Origin of the sequence: Polynucleobacter sp. MG-Unter2-18, from assembly GCF_018687675.1 — a bacterium.
Lineage (GTDB): Bacteria > Pseudomonadota > Gammaproteobacteria > Burkholderiales > Burkholderiaceae > Polynucleobacter.
Map to the genome: position 1 here is coordinate 1592619 of NZ_CP061302.1, position 17145 is coordinate 1609763.

22 protein-coding genes, 1 pseudogene and 1 riboswitch are annotated in these 17145 nt (G+C 42.6%); of the genes and pseudogenes, 5 read left to right on the forward strand and 18 right to left on the reverse strand.

Translation table 11 applies throughout. From position 1 onward, the window contains the following. Positions 1–116: 116 nt before the first annotated feature. Positions 117–322, reverse strand: a riboswitch (cobalamin riboswitch). Positions 323–588: 266 nt separating this feature from the next. Continuing rightward, positions 589–1143, reverse strand: coding sequence for a hypothetical protein (locus C2759_RS08400; protein ID WP_215354623.1), 555 nt, complete (start codon positions 1141–1143; stop codon positions 589–591). 94 nt (positions 1144–1237) lie between these two features. On the opposite strand from C2759_RS08400, the gene C2759_RS08405 reads away from it, so the two are divergent. After that, complete coding sequence (locus C2759_RS08405) at positions 1238–1912, forward strand: diphthine--ammonia ligase (RefSeq protein WP_215354626.1); 675 nt, start codon at positions 1238–1240, stop codon at positions 1910–1912. A gap of 440 nt (positions 1913–2352) precedes the next feature. Here the strand turns inward: C2759_RS08405 and C2759_RS08410 are convergent, their stop codons facing one another. The 10 genes and pseudogenes from C2759_RS08410 to C2759_RS08455 form a co-directional block, all read right to left on the reverse strand. Further along, on the reverse strand, positions 2353–2733 hold the full coding sequence (locus tag C2759_RS08410; protein ID WP_215354629.1) for a rhodanese-like domain-containing protein: 381 nt from the start codon (positions 2731–2733) through the stop codon (positions 2353–2355). 110 nt (positions 2734–2843) lie between these two features. Further along, positions 2844–3035 (reverse strand): DUF2892 domain-containing protein, encoded by a 192-nt coding sequence (locus tag C2759_RS08415; protein ID WP_215329769.1) that lies wholly within the window; start codon positions 3033–3035, stop codon positions 2844–2846. Next, positions 3032–3370: pseudogene (locus C2759_RS08420) on the reverse strand (ArsR/SmtB family transcription factor). The gene C2759_RS08415 and the pseudogene C2759_RS08420 overlap by 4 nt, the downstream one beginning before the upstream one ends. Before the next feature lie 11 nt (positions 3371–3381). Then, a complete protein-coding gene (locus C2759_RS08425; RefSeq protein WP_215354631.1) occupies positions 3382–4359 on the reverse strand; it encodes a sulfurtransferase in 978 nt (325 codons plus the stop codon). Between the two features lie 10 nt (positions 4360–4369). Next, on the reverse strand, positions 4370–4996 hold the full coding sequence (locus tag C2759_RS08430; RefSeq protein WP_215354634.1) for a hypothetical protein: 627 nt from the start codon (positions 4994–4996) through the stop codon (positions 4370–4372). An 8-nt stretch (positions 4997–5004) separates the two neighbouring features. Then, positions 5005–5238, reverse strand: a complete 234-nt coding sequence (locus C2759_RS08435; RefSeq protein ID WP_215354637.1) for a hypothetical protein — start codon at positions 5236–5238, stop codon at positions 5005–5007. An 18-nt stretch (positions 5239–5256) separates the two neighbouring features. Further along, the gene (locus C2759_RS08440) at positions 5257–5823 is read right to left on the reverse strand and encodes a YeeE/YedE thiosulfate transporter family protein (protein WP_215354639.1); all 567 of its coding nucleotides are present in this window, start codon (positions 5821–5823) and stop codon (positions 5257–5259) included. A gap of 1 nt (position 5824) precedes the next feature. Beyond that, the gene (locus tag C2759_RS08445; RefSeq protein ID WP_215354642.1) at positions 5825–6352 is read right to left on the reverse strand and encodes a YeeE/YedE thiosulfate transporter family protein; all 528 of its coding nucleotides are present in this window, start codon (positions 6350–6352) and stop codon (positions 5825–5827) included. A 341-nt stretch (positions 6353–6693) separates the two neighbouring features. After that, positions 6694–7971 carry an NAD(P)/FAD-dependent oxidoreductase gene (locus tag C2759_RS08450; RefSeq protein WP_215354644.1) on the reverse strand — a complete coding sequence of 426 codons (1278 nt, stop codon included), beginning with the start codon at positions 7969–7971 and terminating at the stop codon, positions 6694–6696. A gap of 9 nt (positions 7972–7980) precedes the next feature. Then, entirely contained in the window at positions 7981–8310 is a 330-nt protein-coding gene (locus C2759_RS08455; protein WP_215326903.1) for a c-type cytochrome, read from the reverse strand. Positions 8311–8654: 344 nt separating this feature from the next. Here C2759_RS08455 and C2759_RS08460 point away from each other — a divergent pair, with 344 nt between their 5' ends. Continuing rightward, the gene (locus tag C2759_RS08460; RefSeq protein WP_215354646.1) at positions 8655–8963 is read left to right on the forward strand and encodes a high-potential iron-sulfur protein; all 309 of its coding nucleotides are present in this window, start codon (positions 8655–8657) and stop codon (positions 8961–8963) included. A 58-nt stretch (positions 8964–9021) separates the two neighbouring features. On the opposite strand, the gene C2759_RS08465 is transcribed toward C2759_RS08460, so the two are convergent. The 7 genes from C2759_RS08465 to C2759_RS08495 all read right to left on the reverse strand — a co-directional run bounded on the left by C2759_RS08465 (position 9022) and on the right by C2759_RS08495 (position 15171). After that, positions 9022–9741, reverse strand: coding sequence for a Crp/Fnr family transcriptional regulator (locus tag C2759_RS08465; protein WP_251366954.1), 720 nt, complete (start codon positions 9739–9741; stop codon positions 9022–9024). A 113-nt stretch (positions 9742–9854) separates the two neighbouring features. Then, complete coding sequence (locus C2759_RS08470) at positions 9855–10871, reverse strand: cytochrome d ubiquinol oxidase subunit II (RefSeq protein ID WP_215354649.1); 1017 nt, start codon at positions 10869–10871, stop codon at positions 9855–9857. A 3-nt stretch (positions 10872–10874) separates the two neighbouring features. After that, on the reverse strand, positions 10875–12236 hold the full coding sequence (locus C2759_RS08475; protein ID WP_251366955.1) for a cytochrome ubiquinol oxidase subunit I: 1362 nt from the start codon (positions 12234–12236) through the stop codon (positions 10875–10877). Between the two features lie 276 nt (positions 12237–12512). Further along, a complete protein-coding gene (locus C2759_RS08480; protein ID WP_215354655.1) occupies positions 12513–13154 on the reverse strand; it encodes a hypothetical protein in 642 nt (213 codons plus the stop codon). A gap of 517 nt (positions 13155–13671) precedes the next feature. Continuing rightward, positions 13672–14286, reverse strand: a complete 615-nt coding sequence (locus tag C2759_RS08485) for a class I SAM-dependent methyltransferase (RefSeq protein ID WP_215354657.1) — start codon at positions 14284–14286, stop codon at positions 13672–13674. 3 nt (positions 14287–14289) lie between these two features. Beyond that, the gene (locus tag C2759_RS08490; protein WP_215354659.1) at positions 14290–14745 is read right to left on the reverse strand and encodes a rhodanese-like domain-containing protein; all 456 of its coding nucleotides are present in this window, start codon (positions 14743–14745) and stop codon (positions 14290–14292) included. Further along, positions 14746–15171: a hypothetical protein gene (locus tag C2759_RS08495; protein ID WP_215354662.1), complete on the reverse strand. Its 426-nt coding sequence runs from the start codon at positions 15169–15171 to the stop codon at positions 14746–14748. It abuts the gene before it with no gap. Positions 15172–15205: 34 nt separating this feature from the next. On the opposite strand from C2759_RS08495, the gene C2759_RS08500 reads away from it, so the two are divergent. From C2759_RS08500 to C2759_RS08510, 3 genes are all read left to right on the forward strand, one after another. Beyond that, entirely contained in the window at positions 15206–15886 is a 681-nt protein-coding gene (locus C2759_RS08500; RefSeq protein WP_215354665.1) for a metalloregulator ArsR/SmtB family transcription factor, read from the forward strand. A 3-nt stretch (positions 15887–15889) separates the two neighbouring features. After that, positions 15890–16699, forward strand: a complete 810-nt coding sequence (locus C2759_RS08505; RefSeq protein ID WP_215354667.1) for an energy transducer TonB — start codon at positions 15890–15892, stop codon at positions 16697–16699. 90 nt (positions 16700–16789) lie between these two features. Continuing rightward, positions 16790–17140 (forward strand): DUF3147 family protein, encoded by a 351-nt coding sequence (locus C2759_RS08510; protein ID WP_215354670.1) that lies wholly within the window; start codon positions 16790–16792, stop codon positions 17138–17140. The last annotated feature ends 5 nt before the right edge of the window (positions 17141–17145 follow it).

Below are 17145 nucleotides of genomic sequence, written 5' to 3' on the forward strand. Positions count from 1 at the left end.
GATTCCCTGACCAAAATCCCTGTTAGTCAGAATCAACGAAACCTGCAAAAAAGGTATGCAAAATGAACGCCATCGCAAGATAGCGATAGCATCATCGGCATGCAAAGTCCCTCGTTGCAAATTTCACCTGTTGAGGCCGGTATCCGGGCTGGAAAAACTAGGAATTTGGCCTTCCCGTGCAGTTAGACTGAACAGTGGCTATTTCAAATTCTTTGCCGACACTACAAATTCGGCTTTCTCTTACCGTTGCGGGGACAGCGCACGTTTGGGTAGTGCTTCCCGTTTAACTTCAATGTCAAAGACATCAAAGCACCATCAACTTGCTAAATGTAACATATTTAGGTGATGCTCACGAAGTTTCATCCAGTAGCGTGATTTTTAAGGGCACCTTATCTTGGGGTTTATAGACTTTAAGATAATTCTTAAGATCTCTTTTAGCCCCTTGAGCCTCAACTAAAGTGTTAAATCTGTAGGAATAATCCTGTAATTCTGGATAAATCAGCAATATAGGCAACCACTCATTTGAGCCAGTTTTCCCAAGAAGGACATACTGACCCAAATGCTCATGCCCTACACTCATTGGCTTAATTATTTAATTTTATTAAGGGCAACTACTCGACTTGCGATTGAAGTAACGACTAAGTGGGCCACCAATGCAACAAGTAAATAGCCAAGAGTAATTTCTAGAGCATACGGAAGGTACTGAACTATTCTGCTTGCAAATTCAGACAAGGATGACTGCCCAGCAACATTAATAAAGTAGTAACTTCCGCTTGAAATTAATTCGCAAACTATTGTTCCCAAGATTGAAGCCAATATGAAGTTTTTAAATGACGCGATGTCTAAAGAGGCATTTTTAGCAAGCCATCTACCTGCGAACCAAAGAGAGAGGTATGCAGGCAACAGAAAGGGATAAGCCATTCCGAGCTGTGTAAAAGCTAAGTAATCAATTAAAAAAGCTTGGGCTAAAAATAAAGCAATTACCGCAAAACTCGAACAATAAAAGCCTACTATAAAAAAGATAGCCCAAGATGCGTCCGGCAACTGGGAGAGGGATGCCATGTGGTGACCTCGGGTGAGCCACATAATTGCAGACAAGACAAAAATTAAAGCAATATTTTGATTTTTGGATAAACTCGACATGATTACTCTCCAATATTAGGGTGTCAGAGTTATTTTATATCCCATCGGCTTAATAGCCCCCTAAAAACACCTACCTGCACGAAATATATTAAAAATGATAATTCCAGCCATGGCCTCCTGGAGTGGCGGTAAAGATTCTTGCCTTGCTTTATGGCGTGCCCAACAGTCCGGAGTGTATGTGACGCACCTATTAACAGCCCTTGATGAAACGGGTCTAAAGACACGCTCACATGGAGTTACGAAGGATTTAATCATTTCTCAAGGCAAATCCCTTGGGTTAATAAACGAATTTATTTGTGCCTCCTGGCAAGACTATGAGGGTCAATTCATAGAAAAACTTACTGAGCTACATAAAATTGGTATCAAAAAGGCAATCTTTGGAGATATTGATTTAATTAGTCATCGGGAATGGGAGGAAAAAGTTTGTCTTGCAGCAAACCTCACACTAACGCTACCACTCTGGAACGAAGATCGCTTAAAGCTAGTCCATGAATTTTTAGAAGCAGGGTTTAAAGCAAGGGTAGTTTGTGTTGACGGAAGATTTCTGAATGAATCTCATGTAGGGGTTGAATTTAATCATCAATTCATCGAGAAATTACCTGACGGTGTTGATGCTTGTGGAGAGAATGGAGAATTTCATACATTTGTTTATGACGGTCCAAATTTTAAACAACCCGTCAGTTGGAAGAGTCTCGGAATAAAAACATATATATCTCCAGAGGAATTTGGCGCTCTAACATTTCATTTTGACTTGCTTGGATCACCCTGAAGCGAAGTTTCTTGTTAATCGTAAGCAGCTCTTAAGCACCCAAAGACCATAATCTATCGTCATTAGTATAGAAAATGTGCAGTAATCGCCTGCACACTTTCTAGAATGCCCAGCGTTACTTAAAGTAACGCTTAAATGACCAAACCAATCATTTTCTTCACAAGCCTATCTTTTTGTGACTTTTAGGTTGAGTTTAGGTTCTCTGGTTATGAGAGCAGACATCCAAATAAAACCACAGGGATTTCAAGAGCTTACGTCGCTTCATTATCGGTGTGTGAGTATTTGTGTAACTAGATTAACAAGATCACAATAAACACTGGCTCACTCTTTGGTTTTCAAAACCACAGGATTTTTGGAGCAACCATTTAGCACTTCGTTGCTCCAAAGTACTTTTTGGTGAGTGAGCGTTACTTTAAGTAACGCTATGATAAAGATAAGTTTTATTCAAATTTGATTGCCTCTGGCCTAGCTATAGGATTACCTGCCCCAGCCCACGCATCAAATCCACCGGCGATTGACTGAACATGCAAATAACCCATCTCATGTAAAACTTTAGAGGCTAATGCTGCTCTCCCACTATTTTTACAATACAGAACTATTTTTAAACTACGTGCACTCAATTCAGGATCATTGCTTAACTTAAACTCCAGCAACCCTCTTGAAATATGGACAGCTCCTGGGATATGGCCATTCATATATTCGTCAGCCTCCCTAACATCGAGCAATACATCAGAATTCTGAATAGCTAATTGAGCGTCTGCCAAGCTCACCTCATCAATAGTAGCTTTAGCCGCAGTGACTAGATCATGTGCTGTCTTCATTGATATCCTTTTAGTTTTAGATATTTTGCGTATATACGTTTATACGTTTATACGCATATATTATTAACATAAGCTCTCAAAAAAACCTGAGGAAGCTAGAGCAATTGATCTCAATTGCAATTTCTGCCGGTATTGATTCCTAGCAATGTGTAAGCTGGGCAGAATTTAAATAACCCTGTTGCTAGTGGCACCACGCCAATCCAACCCCAAACACCCACAGTTCCCGTTGCTGCTAGACCAAGCAATACCAGGCCAACGACTATACGTAAGATACGATCAATACCACCGACATTGCATTTCATATTAAGACCTCTTTTGGTTGTGTACTGCAATAATTTTGATAAAGCACATTGATTACCTCTAAAGCCACTCGATTAGAGAGAGCGTAGTAAATTTGCTTTCCCTCTCTTTTGGTCGTGACTAACTCTTTATTTCTCAATACAGTGAGTTACTGAGACAAAGTGGGCTGATGAATATCAAGACACTCCTCTAGCTCACTTACACACATTTCACCTTGACTAATCTGGCATAACAACATCATCCGATCTCTATTCGACAGCACTTTCGTCAAGCGGCAGGCATCTTCGGCTGATGAGTGCAGCATTTTCAGATTCAAGGTGGCCTCAAGGACTGACATAGTGGACACCCTTAATTCAGTGGCACACCAACCAATGGACGACCTTCCAAAGTCCACAGGTATAAAGATCCGTCATATAACTTGGTGGATTTATTACCCACTAACTCTGACATCACAAACCAACCGCCAGAGGCTAAGTGACCAGTATTGCAATAGGCAATGGTTGGACCCTTGCTACTTAAACCATTGGCTGCAAGCAATGCGTCATAAGTCTTCTTTTGCCAAAAATACAATGCACCATTGCTTGGCCTAGCCAATAACTCAGGAGCTAATTCTTTGGAGCCCGCAATATGGCCAAAGGTTAAGACATCAGGACGTTTTGCAAGTCCTAAGTATTGAGCAGGCTGACGAGCATCCAATAACTGTGGCTTGCCACTTTTTGATGCTGCAGCTACTTCATTAGAACTCGCGATTAGTTCCTTACGCTCTGCTTTTGCAACCCAATTTCCTGTGGCCTTTGGAGAATTGGCAATTGTAAATTCACGACCCTCACTTAACCATCCTGCAATACCGCCATCCAATACCGCTACTTGATCCTCGCCATACACCTTGAATGACCAATAAGTTCGCAATGCTTCATCTATATCAGACATATCTTGTCCAATAGGAACGAGGACGATTGGTTTATCGGAATTAATTCCCAGAGATTGAACCAACTTCTCAAAATCTGCTTTTTCAGGAATCAGATGCTTAATCTTCTTGCCATCCACTAAACGCTCCACACGTACTTTCTTAAAGTCTAGGAGCGTTGAATTAGCAATATGGCCACCAACCTCTACGAGGAATTTCTTACCAGTTTTTTTATCTGTATCAAACTCCGGGCTTCTGAGGTAACTCGCTAAATCTGTTCTAACTTCAATGACTTGAACCTCAGACATATTGTTTGCCAACCAGTCGGCGCTAACAACCGGACCAGGTAAGGTAATTGCCTGGGCTAAGCTTACTAAGCTTATTATAACGAAGGCTAAAAGCCATTGAATCTTTTTCATTTCCACTCCTCTAGGAATTGACAACTAACAAATGGTCTGAGATACGTTCCATCAGATCAATTTTGCATTCGGTTAATACATGATGTTCTTTTGAATTTAGGACAAGCTCTCGATTACCCTGCTGTGCTACTAGCCGTGCAATCTTTTGATCGCGCTCCGAAATCAATCCTTCAATCTCTTTAGCAAATAATTGGATCAAAGCGCCGATCCACTTAGTCACTAGAGCCATGCGACCTTTTGTGACCATTTCAAATCCCTGAATGGACTTCACCACCATTGTTGAATCTGCTATCTCCTCACCTGTCACCCACTGGTTCGTAGTAAACAGACGAGTTGGCAATCCCTTTTGGTTTAATGCAATCCCAATCAGATGATGAAAGCCTTTTGCATTACGCTTAATCACATGAAAATGACCGTGCTCCCCATTAGGCATTTCATCAGCAGAATGTGCGTGGTAATAAAACTCATAACCACTCACTTCATCTACCAAGTCATTAGCGGGGTAATGTTGCCATTCAACAAATACCTTGGCACCGCATATAGCAGCCTCACTTAAAGTACGCCCAGACTCCGCGTACTTCATTTGAATGCTTGCCAGCTCTTGAGCGGCCAACCAAAGATTAGATTGAATCAGCATTTTTAAAATTACTCTGCAGCTTTACGTTTTTTAGGGCCGCAAGGATTTGCAGGACCACATGGGTTAGCTGCTTTTTTCTTCGCAGGACCGCATGGGTTAGCCGCCTCTTTTTTTGGTCCGCAAGGATTTTTTTGCTCAGCACCTGCTGGTGTTGTCGGTGCGTCAGCAGAGTGTGCTAGCGGAGCTGCCGCTAAACCAGCCAAGGCAATTGCTAATGCTGCTACGGTAGTTTTTTTAGACATATATTTCCTTTTGAAAAATTAAACTTGAGAACTCACAGGGCCTTTGGATTTGCTTTCCATCCAAGACCCCAATACAAATACACCAACTGCTGCAATGACCATGCCAATATCGATCGATAAATCTGAGATATTGAAAGCCTCTGGTAAAGCGTCAGCTTTTGCGTATTCACCTAAAGTAGTTAAGAATTCAATATTGGGATAAATGCCCGCAAACAATACTGTGCCAAGCATTAAGCCAACCAAGAATATCGCCGCATCAATACGCCCAGACATCAAGCCCACTACTGATGTACCTGGGCAATATCCACCAATCGCAAATCCAGCACCGACTAAAGCCCCACCCAATGCTGCAGCACCCAAAAATGCTGGCGGTACAAATAAGCTACCCGCATCTACTAGTCCAACATTTTCTAGAATTAATAGACCTACTGCAGCAAACACAATGGCTGTGAACATCACTTTAAATACAGACCAGTCTGTTAAACGGAACTGCCCGGTTAATTTATTAGGGTTACCAAATCCAGCACGTTCTAATACAAACCCAAAGCCTGCACCCAAAAGAAGGCCCGATAGAATTTCACTCATCTTATTTCTCCTCTTTCAAGAATCGACTGGCTATTAAGCCTGCTGCAAAGAATGTCCCCAAAAAGGTGAATCCCGCCAAACTCAGTACCGCTGCCCCAGACAAACCAAGACCGCTAGTGCAGCCTGCAGCTACTCGTGCTCCAAAGCCCGCCAAGATGCCGCCAACTAAAGCAGTGATCGGGCGCTTAGAGCCACCCAGAAATTTCTTCCCATCTAGTTGAATATGAATTCTTTTAGCTAAAAATGCTGATAGCAAAGCGCCAATGGCGACACCAAACACTTGCCAAGTAATCCAAGCATTCAGTGGCTTACCCTCTTCCACCATTCCACCTAAGTAGTCATTTGCATTGATAGCTACTGGAGCAACATACATTCCGATCCAGGCGGTTAAGCGGGTTGTAAAACCCGTAGCTCCAAGACCATGACCCGTAACCACAAAAGTGGCCAGTAGAACCATACCCAGAAAAATTCCCGCCAACAAAGGATTCATATAAGGCGCTGGTTTATGTACCTTAACGTTTTCAACCATCTTAGTTAACCTCATTTAATAAATTAATAATATATTAATTTATATATTAATAAAGACGACATATAAAGTCAATGCTTAAATTGAAGTAAAGCCGATGTGACCCTAAAGTTTTTGATCTAGATCATAAAAAAGGAGTCTAAGCTCCTATTTATTAGTCATGAGCACGAAAAGTGCTGTTTATATTCGCACTTAATGGACTTCAAACTAAACGCATCCCCTTCGTCCCTGTTGTGCTCTTGGTCCTTAGTAACTAGTGATGTCAGCGCATGACTACTAAGCAGAGCATGAGGTGGGCATTAAAAAGAGGCCGAAGCCTCTTTTTAATCGTCAAACTATTTTCATTAGCCCAAGCTATCAGCCCAGATGTTATGCGCCCAGCCCCAAGCATATATACCTTCAAGTACTGTTGGCGCTGGAGATAATCCACCAGATCCTGGAACAGTTTTATAGGTTTTCTCGGCAGCGTTATATTGATGAACGCTAGCAACGTGCACTACTTCTCTGCTGTTGACAAAGCTATAGCAAGTATTGGTAAGAACAGGGGCAGGATTGACTTCCCAGCCACTAAGCTCGGCCACAATCGCAGCAGCAGCCACTTTGGCATGTTGATTGGCCATATGACCAGACTTAGGCATCAGTGGTGCAATCTGAATCGAGTCTCCTAGTACATGGATATCTTTTTGAGCGGTAGATTCAAAGTTAATGTAATTCACATTGACCCAACGACCATTGGAATTGGCTAAGCCAGTTTTGACAGCAATTTCACCAGCGGCCATCTGAGGTAGCAAATTGAGTACATCAGCTTTGACATCATCTTGCACTTCGAGTTTGACTATCTTATTTTTAGCATCAACACCAACAACATTGTGCTTAGGTAGATATTCAATCATGCCAGCGTATTGCTCAGCCCATACTTTTTTGAATAAACCCGCTTTAGATACTACGTCTTGATTAGCATCTAAAATCAAAACCTTACCCTTAGAGTTGTGTTGCTTGAGGTAGCTCGCAACCTGGCAGGCTCGTTCGTATGGCCCAGGAGGGCAGCGATAAGGCGCCTCTGGAATGCTAATAACGTAAGTGCCACCCTCGCGCATTGCAGCCACTTGCTTATGCAAAGCCACTGTTTCTGCGCCCGCTTTCCAAGCCTGCAGAGTTATGCCGTCCTTATTGGCCTGCGCCAGACCTTCAATAGTATTCATGTTCAAACTAATGCCGGGAGAGACCACTGCTTTGTCATAGCGCAATGTTTTTCCGGAGGCGAGTTTCACGGTCTTTTGAGTAGGATCAATACTGACTACGCTATCTTGAATAATCTTAATTCCATGACGCTTACTAAGAGTGTCATATGGCGAGGTAATTTCTGCCATAGTTCGTGAGCCGCCAATGACTAAGTTAGACATTGGACAGGAGATAAAGGAAGTATTTGGCTCAATCAGGGTAACCCTGGCAGTATTGTTGGAGAACATGCGTAAATATTTGGCAGCAGTAGCGCCGCCATATCCACCGCCAATGACTAATATTTCTGCTCTTTGCAAACTAGCTGCTCTGGTTTGACCAGAGAGACCTGCAAGTAGACCTACTGCTGCAGCGCTATGACCTATAAAATGTCGACGATCCATGACCCCTCCTTATTGTTTTTTGCCAAGCTGATTGGCAATGGTGATGAGTTGTTCGTCTGTGTAGCCTTTAGCAAGTTGCGGCATGATAGTGCCCTCTAAAGCTCCAGACTTATATGCCTTTAATTTCTCCAGCATTTGCGCGCTAGTGAGATTGTTAATTAGTGGCATGCCTCCATCAACCACCCCTTTACCATCCGTGCCATGACAGTTAGCGCAGGTAGCAGCAAGACCGCGTTTATAGAGTTGGTCGGCAGTTTGCGCGAAACTTAGCGCACTCCATTGACCGAGGCCAAGCAAAACACTCACCACAACTATTGGTTTTAAATACTTCACTTGCATTGGGATTGTCTCCATCTTACATAAAGCTGTTTTAAGGGGTAATACTTAATAACCTCATACTAATCAGGTACGCTCGAAATTGGTATTTCCACTTAGACTGATTTTTACTTTATTAGGGTATTCACTACAACGTTATTGAATTCATCAAGAATCTGCAGTCATTCAGTTGTAAATAAGGAACATGATTTAAATGCATATATACGCATTTATGCATACCCTAGTAATGTACCCGCAAGAATTAATAAACTTCATACTGAGAAACCCCTATTGCGGGTGACCTTACTGCCTTTAATATGCGTTTTAGCAAGTATTTGAAGTTCCCTATATTCAATCCTGGAGTAGAAATGAAAAATAGTCGTCGTCAATTTATGATTTTGTCTGCTGCTGGTGCCTGTACATTGGCATTGAATGGCAAGGTTCAAGCTCAAGCAATGGTTTCCGAATCTGACCCTCAAGCTGCCGCCTTGGGATACAAAGAAGATGCAACTAAGGTTGATAAGGCAAAATATCCTAAGTATGCCGCTGGTCAAGTATGCGATAACTGCGCCCTGTGGCAACCCAAAGGTTCTGCAACTGCGGGTGGCTGCTCCTTATTTGGCACAAAGCAAGTGGCGGCTAAGGGCTGGTGCTCCGCTTACGCTAAAAAGGCGTAATCTACCCTTTTCAGCAATATCAAGGCTGCTTCGGCAGCCCTTCTTTTTTGAGGGGCAGTTAAAGACCGCGCTCTGAAAAATTTCTTAGTGCACCCATATCGGGGACTTGGACTGTAAGTCTACTCACATTTGATATGAGGCCTTGCTCTGACATAGATGCTAAGGCTCTGCTAATGGTTTCAAACTTGACATCCATCATCAGCCCCATATCTTCGCGCTTGAATAATGGTGCAACAGCAGAATTACCGGATGGTTTTGCTAGCTTTAGAAAAAAACGAGCAAGCCTAACTTCGATCCTCCCGGTATTGATTTCGGCAAACCATGACTCTGCTTGAGATAAAGCTTCCCCCCATTTTTTAACTATTTGGCGATGAAGGCGTGGAGACTCCTCACCTAGAGTAGAAATAATGTTTTTAGGGATTCTGCAAAGACGAATGTTTGTAAGAGCAGTCGCAGAGTGAGAATATTGATCACCCAGTAATGCCTCCATCCCAAATAAATCACCGGGAGTCACCACGCGGACAATTCTAGTAGAACCGTCTGGATTGAGATGGAGTAGCTTTATATACCCCTCCCGAAGGGTAAATAGATGCAACGCTGAATCACTTTGGGAATAAATGATTGCATTTGATTCATACTTTAAATCATCGATTGGGGCATGTATTTTTGAAAAATCTTCCTCATTTAGCTCTGCAAATAAAGCAGAGCTCCGGATAGAGCATGTGCCACAGTCGCTCTGACCTTGCCACGCAATCTTGATGTCTAGAGGCTTCATCATGACTATATCTTCAAATAACTTTAAACGATTTTATGCATATATGTGTATATACGCATATATAAATATGCATATATTCGTATATACAAGTTTAATAAGAAACGGAGCAAGTAGACCTAGTAATAAGTGAGCGCACTAGCTTTACCCTTAAATATCCGATATGAAAAAAGCGTATACCCAAGAATAGTTGGGAGCACGATAATTGCACCCCAAAAAATTACCCACAGAGATTCAGTAGCTGCAGCCGCTTGCCAGAGGGTCATTTTTCCAATAATGACGTATGGGAAGATGCTATACGCGATACCAAAAAAAGCCAGCCAAAAAATCGCAACAACACAGGTAAATGGTAACCACTCCCGCTTGTTAGCACCCTGCTCTAAGGATTGGATAGAGCGATTGGTAAGCAGAAATAAAATGACGGTTGCGAGCGGTACCGGGGAGAGCCAAAGAATTTGCGGCCAAGCAAACCATTTATGCATGATTTCAGAGCTAAAGTATGGAGTTGCCGCAGAGACTAGTGCAATTCCAAATCCGGTAAGCCATAAGCTGGTTTTAGCCCATCGAAATGATTGCTGCTGAAGTTGCCCTTCTGTTTTTAAGATCAGCCATGTTGATCCAAGAAGTACATAACCTGCTGGCAAACAAATTCCAACAAGAAGCGAAAAGCCCCAACCCAAAATTCCTGAATCAAAACCCACAATCAAACGACCGATCATGATGCCCTGCGAGACTGAAGCAATCAAACTGCCGATATAAAACAATAAGTTCCAAAGTGGCTTTTGCTCAATATTGACCTTGACTCTAAAGTCAAATGACACACCTCGCAAAATTAATCCCATCAACATGGCTGCTACAGGTAAGTAGAGCTCAGTCAGTATCGGCCCATGAGCTAATGGAAACGCAACGAGTAATAGGCCAACACCTAAAACAATCCACGTTTCATTGGCATCCCAAAAAGGTCCAATCGATGCAATCATCATGTCCTTATCATGATCTGATGCACGATTGAGCAGCATTCCAATTCCTAAGTCATAACCGTCCAGAACCACATAAGACAGCATGGCAAACCCCATAGCGACAAAGAAAAATAGCGGGAGCCAGATGGATGCTTGGGTATAGTCAATTGAGGTCATAACTTAAGTCCTAAAAAGGCTCCACGAAGTTTCAGACTTTTTCTCTAATTGGAAATTGGGGTTTTCTTTATCGTCAGCCTGACGAGCTAAGTAGAAAACTACCCAAATGTAAGCAGCTAACAAACCCACATAAAGAGCCAAATAAGCAAATAGAGTAGAAAAGACCATGCCCGTTGGCAAAGTCGTTGCGGCCTGTGCAGTAGTTAGCACTCCAGTCACCAAATAAGGTTGTCGTCCAATTTCAGTTACATACCAACCGGCTAAGACGGCAACCCAGCCAGAGAAGGTCATCAGCACTAAACCTTTGGCTAACAACTTTGGTAAAGGTCGATTTTGACGCATCTGCCAACGTCCCAACCATGAAAATAAGAGCATCAAGATGCCGACTCCAACCATCACCCTAAAGGCAAAAAATACAGGGGCGACAGGCGGGATCTTATCTCCAAAATCATTCAATCCCTTAACTTCACCATCCCAGCTATGGGTTAAGTAAAAAGATGCCAGCTTAGGAATACTGATCTCGTAATCATTGGTACGTGTTTTTTGATTGGGAATGCCAAAGATCACTGCAGGCACACCAGTACCGCCATTCCAAATTCCTTCCATGGCAGCGAGCTTTGCAGGCTGATGATGAAGAGTATTTAGGCCATGCAGATCTCCAAGCATAATTTGAATTGGCGTTAACACCATGGCAGCAGTAAGCGCCAATTTCATTACCATCAAATTGGCTTCAGAACGGCTATTACGTAAGTAGCGGTAAGCAGAGATTCCAGCCAAGAAAAACGAGACAGTCAAAAATGAAGCTAACATCATATGGCTAAGGCGATAAGGCATCGATGGATTAAAGACGATAGCCAGCCAATCAACGGCATGCGCTCTGCCATCAATCATGGTGAAACCCTGTGGGGTTTGCATCCATGAATTTAAAGCAATAATCCAAAAAGCTGACAGGCTAGTGCCAAAAGCCACTAAAAAGGTAGCTAATGTATGCACTCGTTGCGAAACACGCTTTGCACCAAATAGCATGACGCCTAAGAAAGTTGCTTCAAGGAAAAAGGCTGTTAGGACTTCGTAGGCTAATAATGGACCGGCAATGTTGCCAACTGTCTCCATGTACCCAGGCCAGTTTGTTCCAAACTGAAAACTCATCGTGATACCACTCACGACACCCAAAGCAAATGTTAGAGCAAAGATTTTGATCCAGAACTGATATGCCTCTTTCCAGCAATCTAATCCAGTCCTATTGTGCTGAATCTTGAAGTAAAAGAGGAACCAGCCCAAGGCAATCGAAATAGTTGGAAATAGAATATGAAAAGAAATATTCGCTCCAAATTGGATTCTGCTCAAAATAAGTGTGTCCAACATCCCATTACCCCTCATTTTTAATGTATTTTTTTATTATCCTCCTTACCCCTAAGGATTGCTGAGCTGGCTTTATAGCTATGCCATTTGATTGATAGCTAAAGCAAAGTGGGTGCCAACCTTCAAAACAGATTAGTTTGAGTGAGGTTGAAATCAGGCACTTACTGGAGTTATTAAGACGCAAAAAACGAAATCTTAAAAAAACATTAAGCATTGATAGCCCCAGACTAAGTCTTGGAAAGCTTCTTAAAAGTATCGTATTTTTTAAGAATTAACTAATTAGTTAATTTTCCTCAAAACTATTTGAGCTGTCATTTTTCCTGCAAAAGTAACATCTAACTGCATCCCATCATTGCCCTCAAGGACCTGAACGCCTTCCTTTTGTTCGGGTAGCGTACTTTGTACAGCGAACATATCTTTAGGCCAATCCACTCTAAGTTGTGCTGACATTGGCAGGTAGCCGTCAAAATACCTTCTCATCAGTGGGCCTGCATTGAGTTGATAAGTTGAATCTGCGATCTTATCTAAGGCCCGGGATCTTAAATCAATGCACACGGTAGCGCCGCGCTCAACATCGGTCAAGGTCACTTGATTGCCCTTGATTTCAGCAGAAGCTATCTTGCTCATACTTTTTACTGCAATCGCTTGGACTCTTTCAGGATTAAAAACAATCACAATCTTACGAATGGGATCGAGCTGAATATGGCAAGTAGCAATATCAACAATGCCGTTCTCTAAGCTTAATGGGGTAATTTTTACCCTAGACTGAAATGAATAGGCGCCTGGATCTGGGCGCTCTTTTAAGAATTTAATTTCACCCTCTGAGGCAATATCAGAAAACTCTAGCGCGGCGACTGGCATGGCCATTAGACATAAGCTAAGCCATAGCCCAGTCCAGATTGAGGTGCGTAGAAAATTCATGGGAGTATCTTAAGAGAAATTAACGAATCTCGCTTAAAACAATATTGTCTATAAATAAAAAACCACCCGAAGGTGGTTTTGGTGTTTCTTGGTGGCCGGGGCGGAAGCGACCGGGGCCGAGGATGGCCGACTTATTTATATCGCTATTAGCCAGAAAATGTGTAGTGCCGCCTACACACTTTTTGAACCTCACAAGCGTTACTTAAAGTAACACTCAAATGACCAAACCCTACCTTTCATCTCAAAAGCTAGTTTTTTGTTATGTTTAGGTCGAGTTTAGGTTCTCAGGTTATGAGAGCAGACATCCAAAGAAAACTGCTAGGATTTCAACAGGTTACAGCGCCTGTTTATCGGTGTGTGAGCTTTTGTGTGACTAGATTAACAAGATCATAGCCAACACTAGTTCACTCTTTGGTTTTCAAAACCACATGATTTTTACAGCAACCATCTAGCACTTCGTTGCTCCAAAGTACTTTTTGAATGATTTGTAAGTGTTACTTAAAGTGACGCCTATTTTCTACTCCATCCTACAAAAGCAATACAAGAACTGCTGGGTTGTTCCTGCTGGAGTTTGGTGAAGTTCTGTTGAGCTATTAATGAGTTTGAAATTCTTACCAAACTGCCCGTGCAGGTTTTCAGAGTCATAGCGAACCACATCTAAGCCGCTACACTTTTCTGGACCCTCGGGTCCAAAGGTGGACATAATCACATAGCCACCATGCCTAACTGAGCGCATCACTTGCTCTACATATCTTGCTCGTTGTGATTCTTCAATTAGAAAATGAAAGACGGCTCTATCGTGCCAAATATCAAAATAGCCTTGAGGTAATTTTGCCTGTGTAATGTCAGCGCAATACCAGTGAACCTTATCAGCCTGCTTGCCAATACGATCCCTAGCTACATCAATTGCTTTTTGAGAAATATCTAAAACACTGATGTCCTCATAACCCTCAGACAAAAGGTCATCCACTAGTGTAGATTCGCCGCCACCAATATCAATAATGGCAGCGCCTTTATTGGTGCTGGCTTGATGGATAAGATTTAAAGAGGTTTCAAGGTGTGGCGCATACCAACTCACCGCATCTGGCGCCTTGTCGCCATAGACTTTTTCCCAGTGTTCTTTTTTGTTCATTTGCTAGTGCTTAGGTTGTTTGTTAACAGCCTTCTTGTAAGCATCCATGCCACCTTTAGCTTTCCACTCCTCATAGCCACCTTGAAGAATGCGCAAATTCTCATAGCCAGCAACACGCAAAGCAAAGCCTGCCTGTGCCGAGAGACTACCAGTATTACAGTAGATTAAGACAGGCTTGTTTTTAGGAATCTTATCCTTTTGTGCCAACACTTGGCGCCACTCAATGTTGACCGCTCCAGGAATATGACTCTTATCGAACTGAGCCTTATCTCTAGTATCAATCACCATCATCTTCTTGTATTCTTCTGCGGGTATCTGCTCAGGAAATATCGTAGCGCCGCCATAGTCCACAAACTCAAGATAACCCGCCATCTCATCAACAGCAATAGCTTTGTTATCAGCAAACGCTGGGCTTGCTATGAATGATGTGAGCGCAAGCGCAATGAATAGTTTTCTCATTTATTTCCCAGTCTTAATGGTTGATTTGAACTTATCGAATTCAGGTCTCACGCTATCGTTAAATAACTTACCTTGCTTCTTTTGTTTGGTAGTCCCTTCTAGCTCAAGAATGTCAGCAATGATTTGGTAGCTCACCATGCCATTGTGAGCACCGCCACTTGCCGCTATGTTTTGTCCGTTGTACCAAACTGAAGGAGCTGGCGTCAATGGCGGAACGGCTGTTTGAGGCAGAATCAAAATAGGTAGTCGATAGGCATTAGCTATCTCAGCGGCAATTTGAACATTGGTATTACATCTAGTCCCAGGTGGGTCTTGATTAATGAATACCAAGGCTTTTTGCCCATTAATCTCTAGCGGAACAGGGCTGTTAGCCAGAACGCTTAATGAGAACAAAGAGATAATGACACCCATGAGTTTTCTAAGCATTTACACCCTCACTTATATTCAATAAAATCATTGAATGATTATGCCCAAACAAACAACCACTTTCAAGCAAAAACTTTACGAACAGTTCGCCAAACTCGGGAAAGCCCTTGGTTCTGAAGTTCGCCTAGAGCTGATCGAACTCATTATTCAATGCCCCACAGCTGTTGAAGACCTTGCTAAGAAGGTTAAGCTGCCCATTGCCAATGTATCGCAACATCTACAAGTACTTAAACAAGTAGGCATTGTGAACACGATCAGACAAGGTAAATCCATTGTTTATGAGATAGCGGACTCAGATGTCATTGATTTGTTCTTAAAGCTACAAGGTGTTGGACAGCGCCACATTGAAGAAGTCGATAGCCTCGTCAATAAGTACCTCACCTCGCGAGACAGCTTAGAAGGTATGCCAGTCAATCAAGTACTTAAATTAGCTAAGCGTGGAGAAATCACGCTTTTAGATGTGCGGCCTAATGAAGAGTACGCTCACTCCCATCTTGAAGGGGCACTCAATATCACCCTTGAAGAATTAGAAGAGAGATTGGGAGACTTCCCCAAATCTAAAACGATTGTGGCTTACTGTAGGGGTACATACTGCGTACTATCCTACGAAGCCGTAAAGCGCCTCAGAAAAAAAGGATTCAAGGCAGTACGAGCAGAAGACGGCATACCTAATTGGCTCAATATGAATCTAAAACTAGCCAAACAAGACGAGTAGTGATTGTTCCGTCTTAATCGCCTCATTCAAACGCCACAGTCTGCTTTTAAGTCGGCAATTATTTTATCTTTGGCTTTACACGTTTGCTTTCTACTTTTATGGGCTCCATCAGCAGTAAAGCCGCTAAAAAAAATTAAAGATGATGTCGTTGTTATCAAGCTGAACGAGCCGCAAGAAAAGCAAGAGCCCGTCAACATTCAAAAGAATCAAACGCTCACAACGAAAGCTCCGGCAACACAAGCCGCCCCAAATGCCCCAACAGCAGAAGAGTGGGCTTTTGCCTCAACATACACATTAAAAAATAGTAAAGGCTACAGACACACTTGGGGCAAGCAAGTGCGTAGCATGATGGGAACAGCCGTTGAAGGTGTCGATCAAGGACAAGTGAGATTCAGAATCGAGATTGCTCCAAATGGCAGCATCATTAGAGTTGAAACGCTTTGGAAGACATCTGATAAAGCAGAGGTGCTGGCTCGCAAAGCAATTTATTCAATGCCACCGCCACCACCCACGCCAACTGGTAAACCACTCATCTTTGAAAAGACAATTTCATTTTCACCATTTGCTACTGATGACACGCCAATTTATAGCGATGACTGCTTGCCTGATCCACCATCATTTAATAATCTCTTTGCTTGGGATGGCAGATCGCCACAAGAGATTAAACAAAATAAGCCTGCCGAAAAACTCAGTCCTGAAGCATTAGCAGAGTGTCTCAAACAATTACCTCAAGATTCTATTGAAGGTGTTGCCGCTCATAATCAGAGACAACTGGATCAATGGGGGTCAAGCAATCTGAATCAAAGAAAGTAGTTCACATACATACGTCTATGCGCATATATTTGTAATGTCGTTTTAAACGACATTCCTATAACGAAGTAGGCACACACAATAAAGGCTTCTATGGCTTGGATCATCACCAAATATCTACTAACAGCAGGAATGGTTGTATTCATTTCTGAGGTTGCCAAACGCAGTGATAGGTTAGGCGGTTTTATTGCGGCATTGCCCTTAATGACTCTTTTAACTTTAGTGTGGCTGTATGTAGAAAATCAGCCGGAAGAGAAAATAGCAAATCACGCTTATTACACCTTTTGGTATGTGATCCCTACATTGCCGATGTTTCTGCTATTTCCCCATCTACTTCCAAAGCTAGGCTTCTGGATGACCATGGCCACGTGTGTAGTAGCGGCAGTTATCTGTTTTGGCTTATTTGCCTTAGTGATGAAAAGCGTTGGGATTGAGCTGCTGTAGAAAAT

What these genes read in the sequence shown, in the direction of transcription:
- C2759_RS08510 (WP_215354670.1), top strand. Translation starts at nt 16,790, where the DNA reads ATGGCTTGGATCATCACCAAATATCTACTAACAGCAGGAATGGTTGTA.
- C2759_RS08400 (WP_215354623.1), bottom strand. Translation starts at nt 1,143, where the DNA reads ATGTCGAGTTTATCCAAAAATCAAAATATTGCTTTAATTTTTGTCTTG.
- C2759_RS08485 (WP_215354657.1), bottom strand. Translation starts at nt 14,286, where the DNA reads ATGAACAAAAAAGAACACTGGGAAAAAGTCTATGGCGACAAGGCGCCA.
- C2759_RS08405 (WP_215354626.1), top strand. Translation starts at nt 1,238, where the DNA reads ATGATAATTCCAGCCATGGCCTCCTGGAGTGGCGGTAAAGATTCTTGC.
- C2759_RS08465 (WP_251366954.1), bottom strand. Translation starts at nt 9,741, where the DNA reads ATGATGAAGCCTCTAGACATCAAGATTGCGTGGCAAGGTCAGAGCGAC.
- C2759_RS08495 (WP_215354662.1), bottom strand. Translation starts at nt 15,171, where the DNA reads ATGCTTAGAAAACTCATGGGTGTCATTATCTCTTTGTTCTCATTAAGC.
- C2759_RS08490 (WP_215354659.1), bottom strand. Translation starts at nt 14,745, where the DNA reads ATGAGAAAACTATTCATTGCGCTTGCGCTCACATCATTCATAGCAAGC.
- C2759_RS08435 (WP_215354637.1), bottom strand. Translation starts at nt 5,238, where the DNA reads ATGTCTAAAAAAACTACCGTAGCAGCATTAGCAATTGCCTTGGCTGGT.
- C2759_RS08500 (WP_215354665.1), top strand. Translation starts at nt 15,206, where the DNA reads ATGATTATGCCCAAACAAACAACCACTTTCAAGCAAAAACTTTACGAA.
- C2759_RS08410 (WP_215354629.1), bottom strand. Translation starts at nt 2,733, where the DNA reads ATGAAGACAGCACATGATCTAGTCACTGCGGCTAAAGCTACTATTGAT.
- C2759_RS08425 (WP_215354631.1), bottom strand. Translation starts at nt 4,359, where the DNA reads ATGAAAAAGATTCAATGGCTTTTAGCCTTCGTTATAATAAGCTTAGTA.
- C2759_RS08430 (WP_215354634.1), bottom strand. Translation starts at nt 4,996, where the DNA reads ATGCTGATTCAATCTAATCTTTGGTTGGCCGCTCAAGAGCTGGCAAGC.
- C2759_RS08450 (WP_215354644.1), bottom strand. Translation starts at nt 7,971, where the DNA reads ATGGATCGTCGACATTTTATAGGTCATAGCGCTGCAGCAGTAGGTCTA.
- C2759_RS08445 (WP_215354642.1), bottom strand. Translation starts at nt 6,352, where the DNA reads ATGGTTGAAAACGTTAAGGTACATAAACCAGCGCCTTATATGAATCCT.
- C2759_RS08455 (WP_215326903.1), bottom strand. Translation starts at nt 8,310, where the DNA reads ATGCAAGTGAAGTATTTAAAACCAATAGTTGTGGTGAGTGTTTTGCTT.
- C2759_RS08470 (WP_215354649.1), bottom strand. Translation starts at nt 10,871, where the DNA reads ATGACCTCAATTGACTATACCCAAGCATCCATCTGGCTCCCGCTATTT.
- C2759_RS08415 (WP_215329769.1), bottom strand. Translation starts at nt 3,035, where the DNA reads ATGAAATGCAATGTCGGTGGTATTGATCGTATCTTACGTATAGTCGTT.
- C2759_RS08460 (WP_215354646.1), top strand. Translation starts at nt 8,655, where the DNA reads ATGAAAAATAGTCGTCGTCAATTTATGATTTTGTCTGCTGCTGGTGCC.
- C2759_RS08475 (WP_251366955.1), bottom strand. Translation starts at nt 12,236, where the DNA reads ATGTTGGACACACTTATTTTGAGCAGAATCCAATTTGGAGCGAATATT.
- C2759_RS08480 (WP_215354655.1), bottom strand. Translation starts at nt 13,154, where the DNA reads ATGAATTTTCTACGCACCTCAATCTGGACTGGGCTATGGCTTAGCTTA.
- C2759_RS08440 (WP_215354639.1), bottom strand. Translation starts at nt 5,823, where the DNA reads ATGAGTGAAATTCTATCGGGCCTTCTTTTGGGTGCAGGCTTTGGGTTT.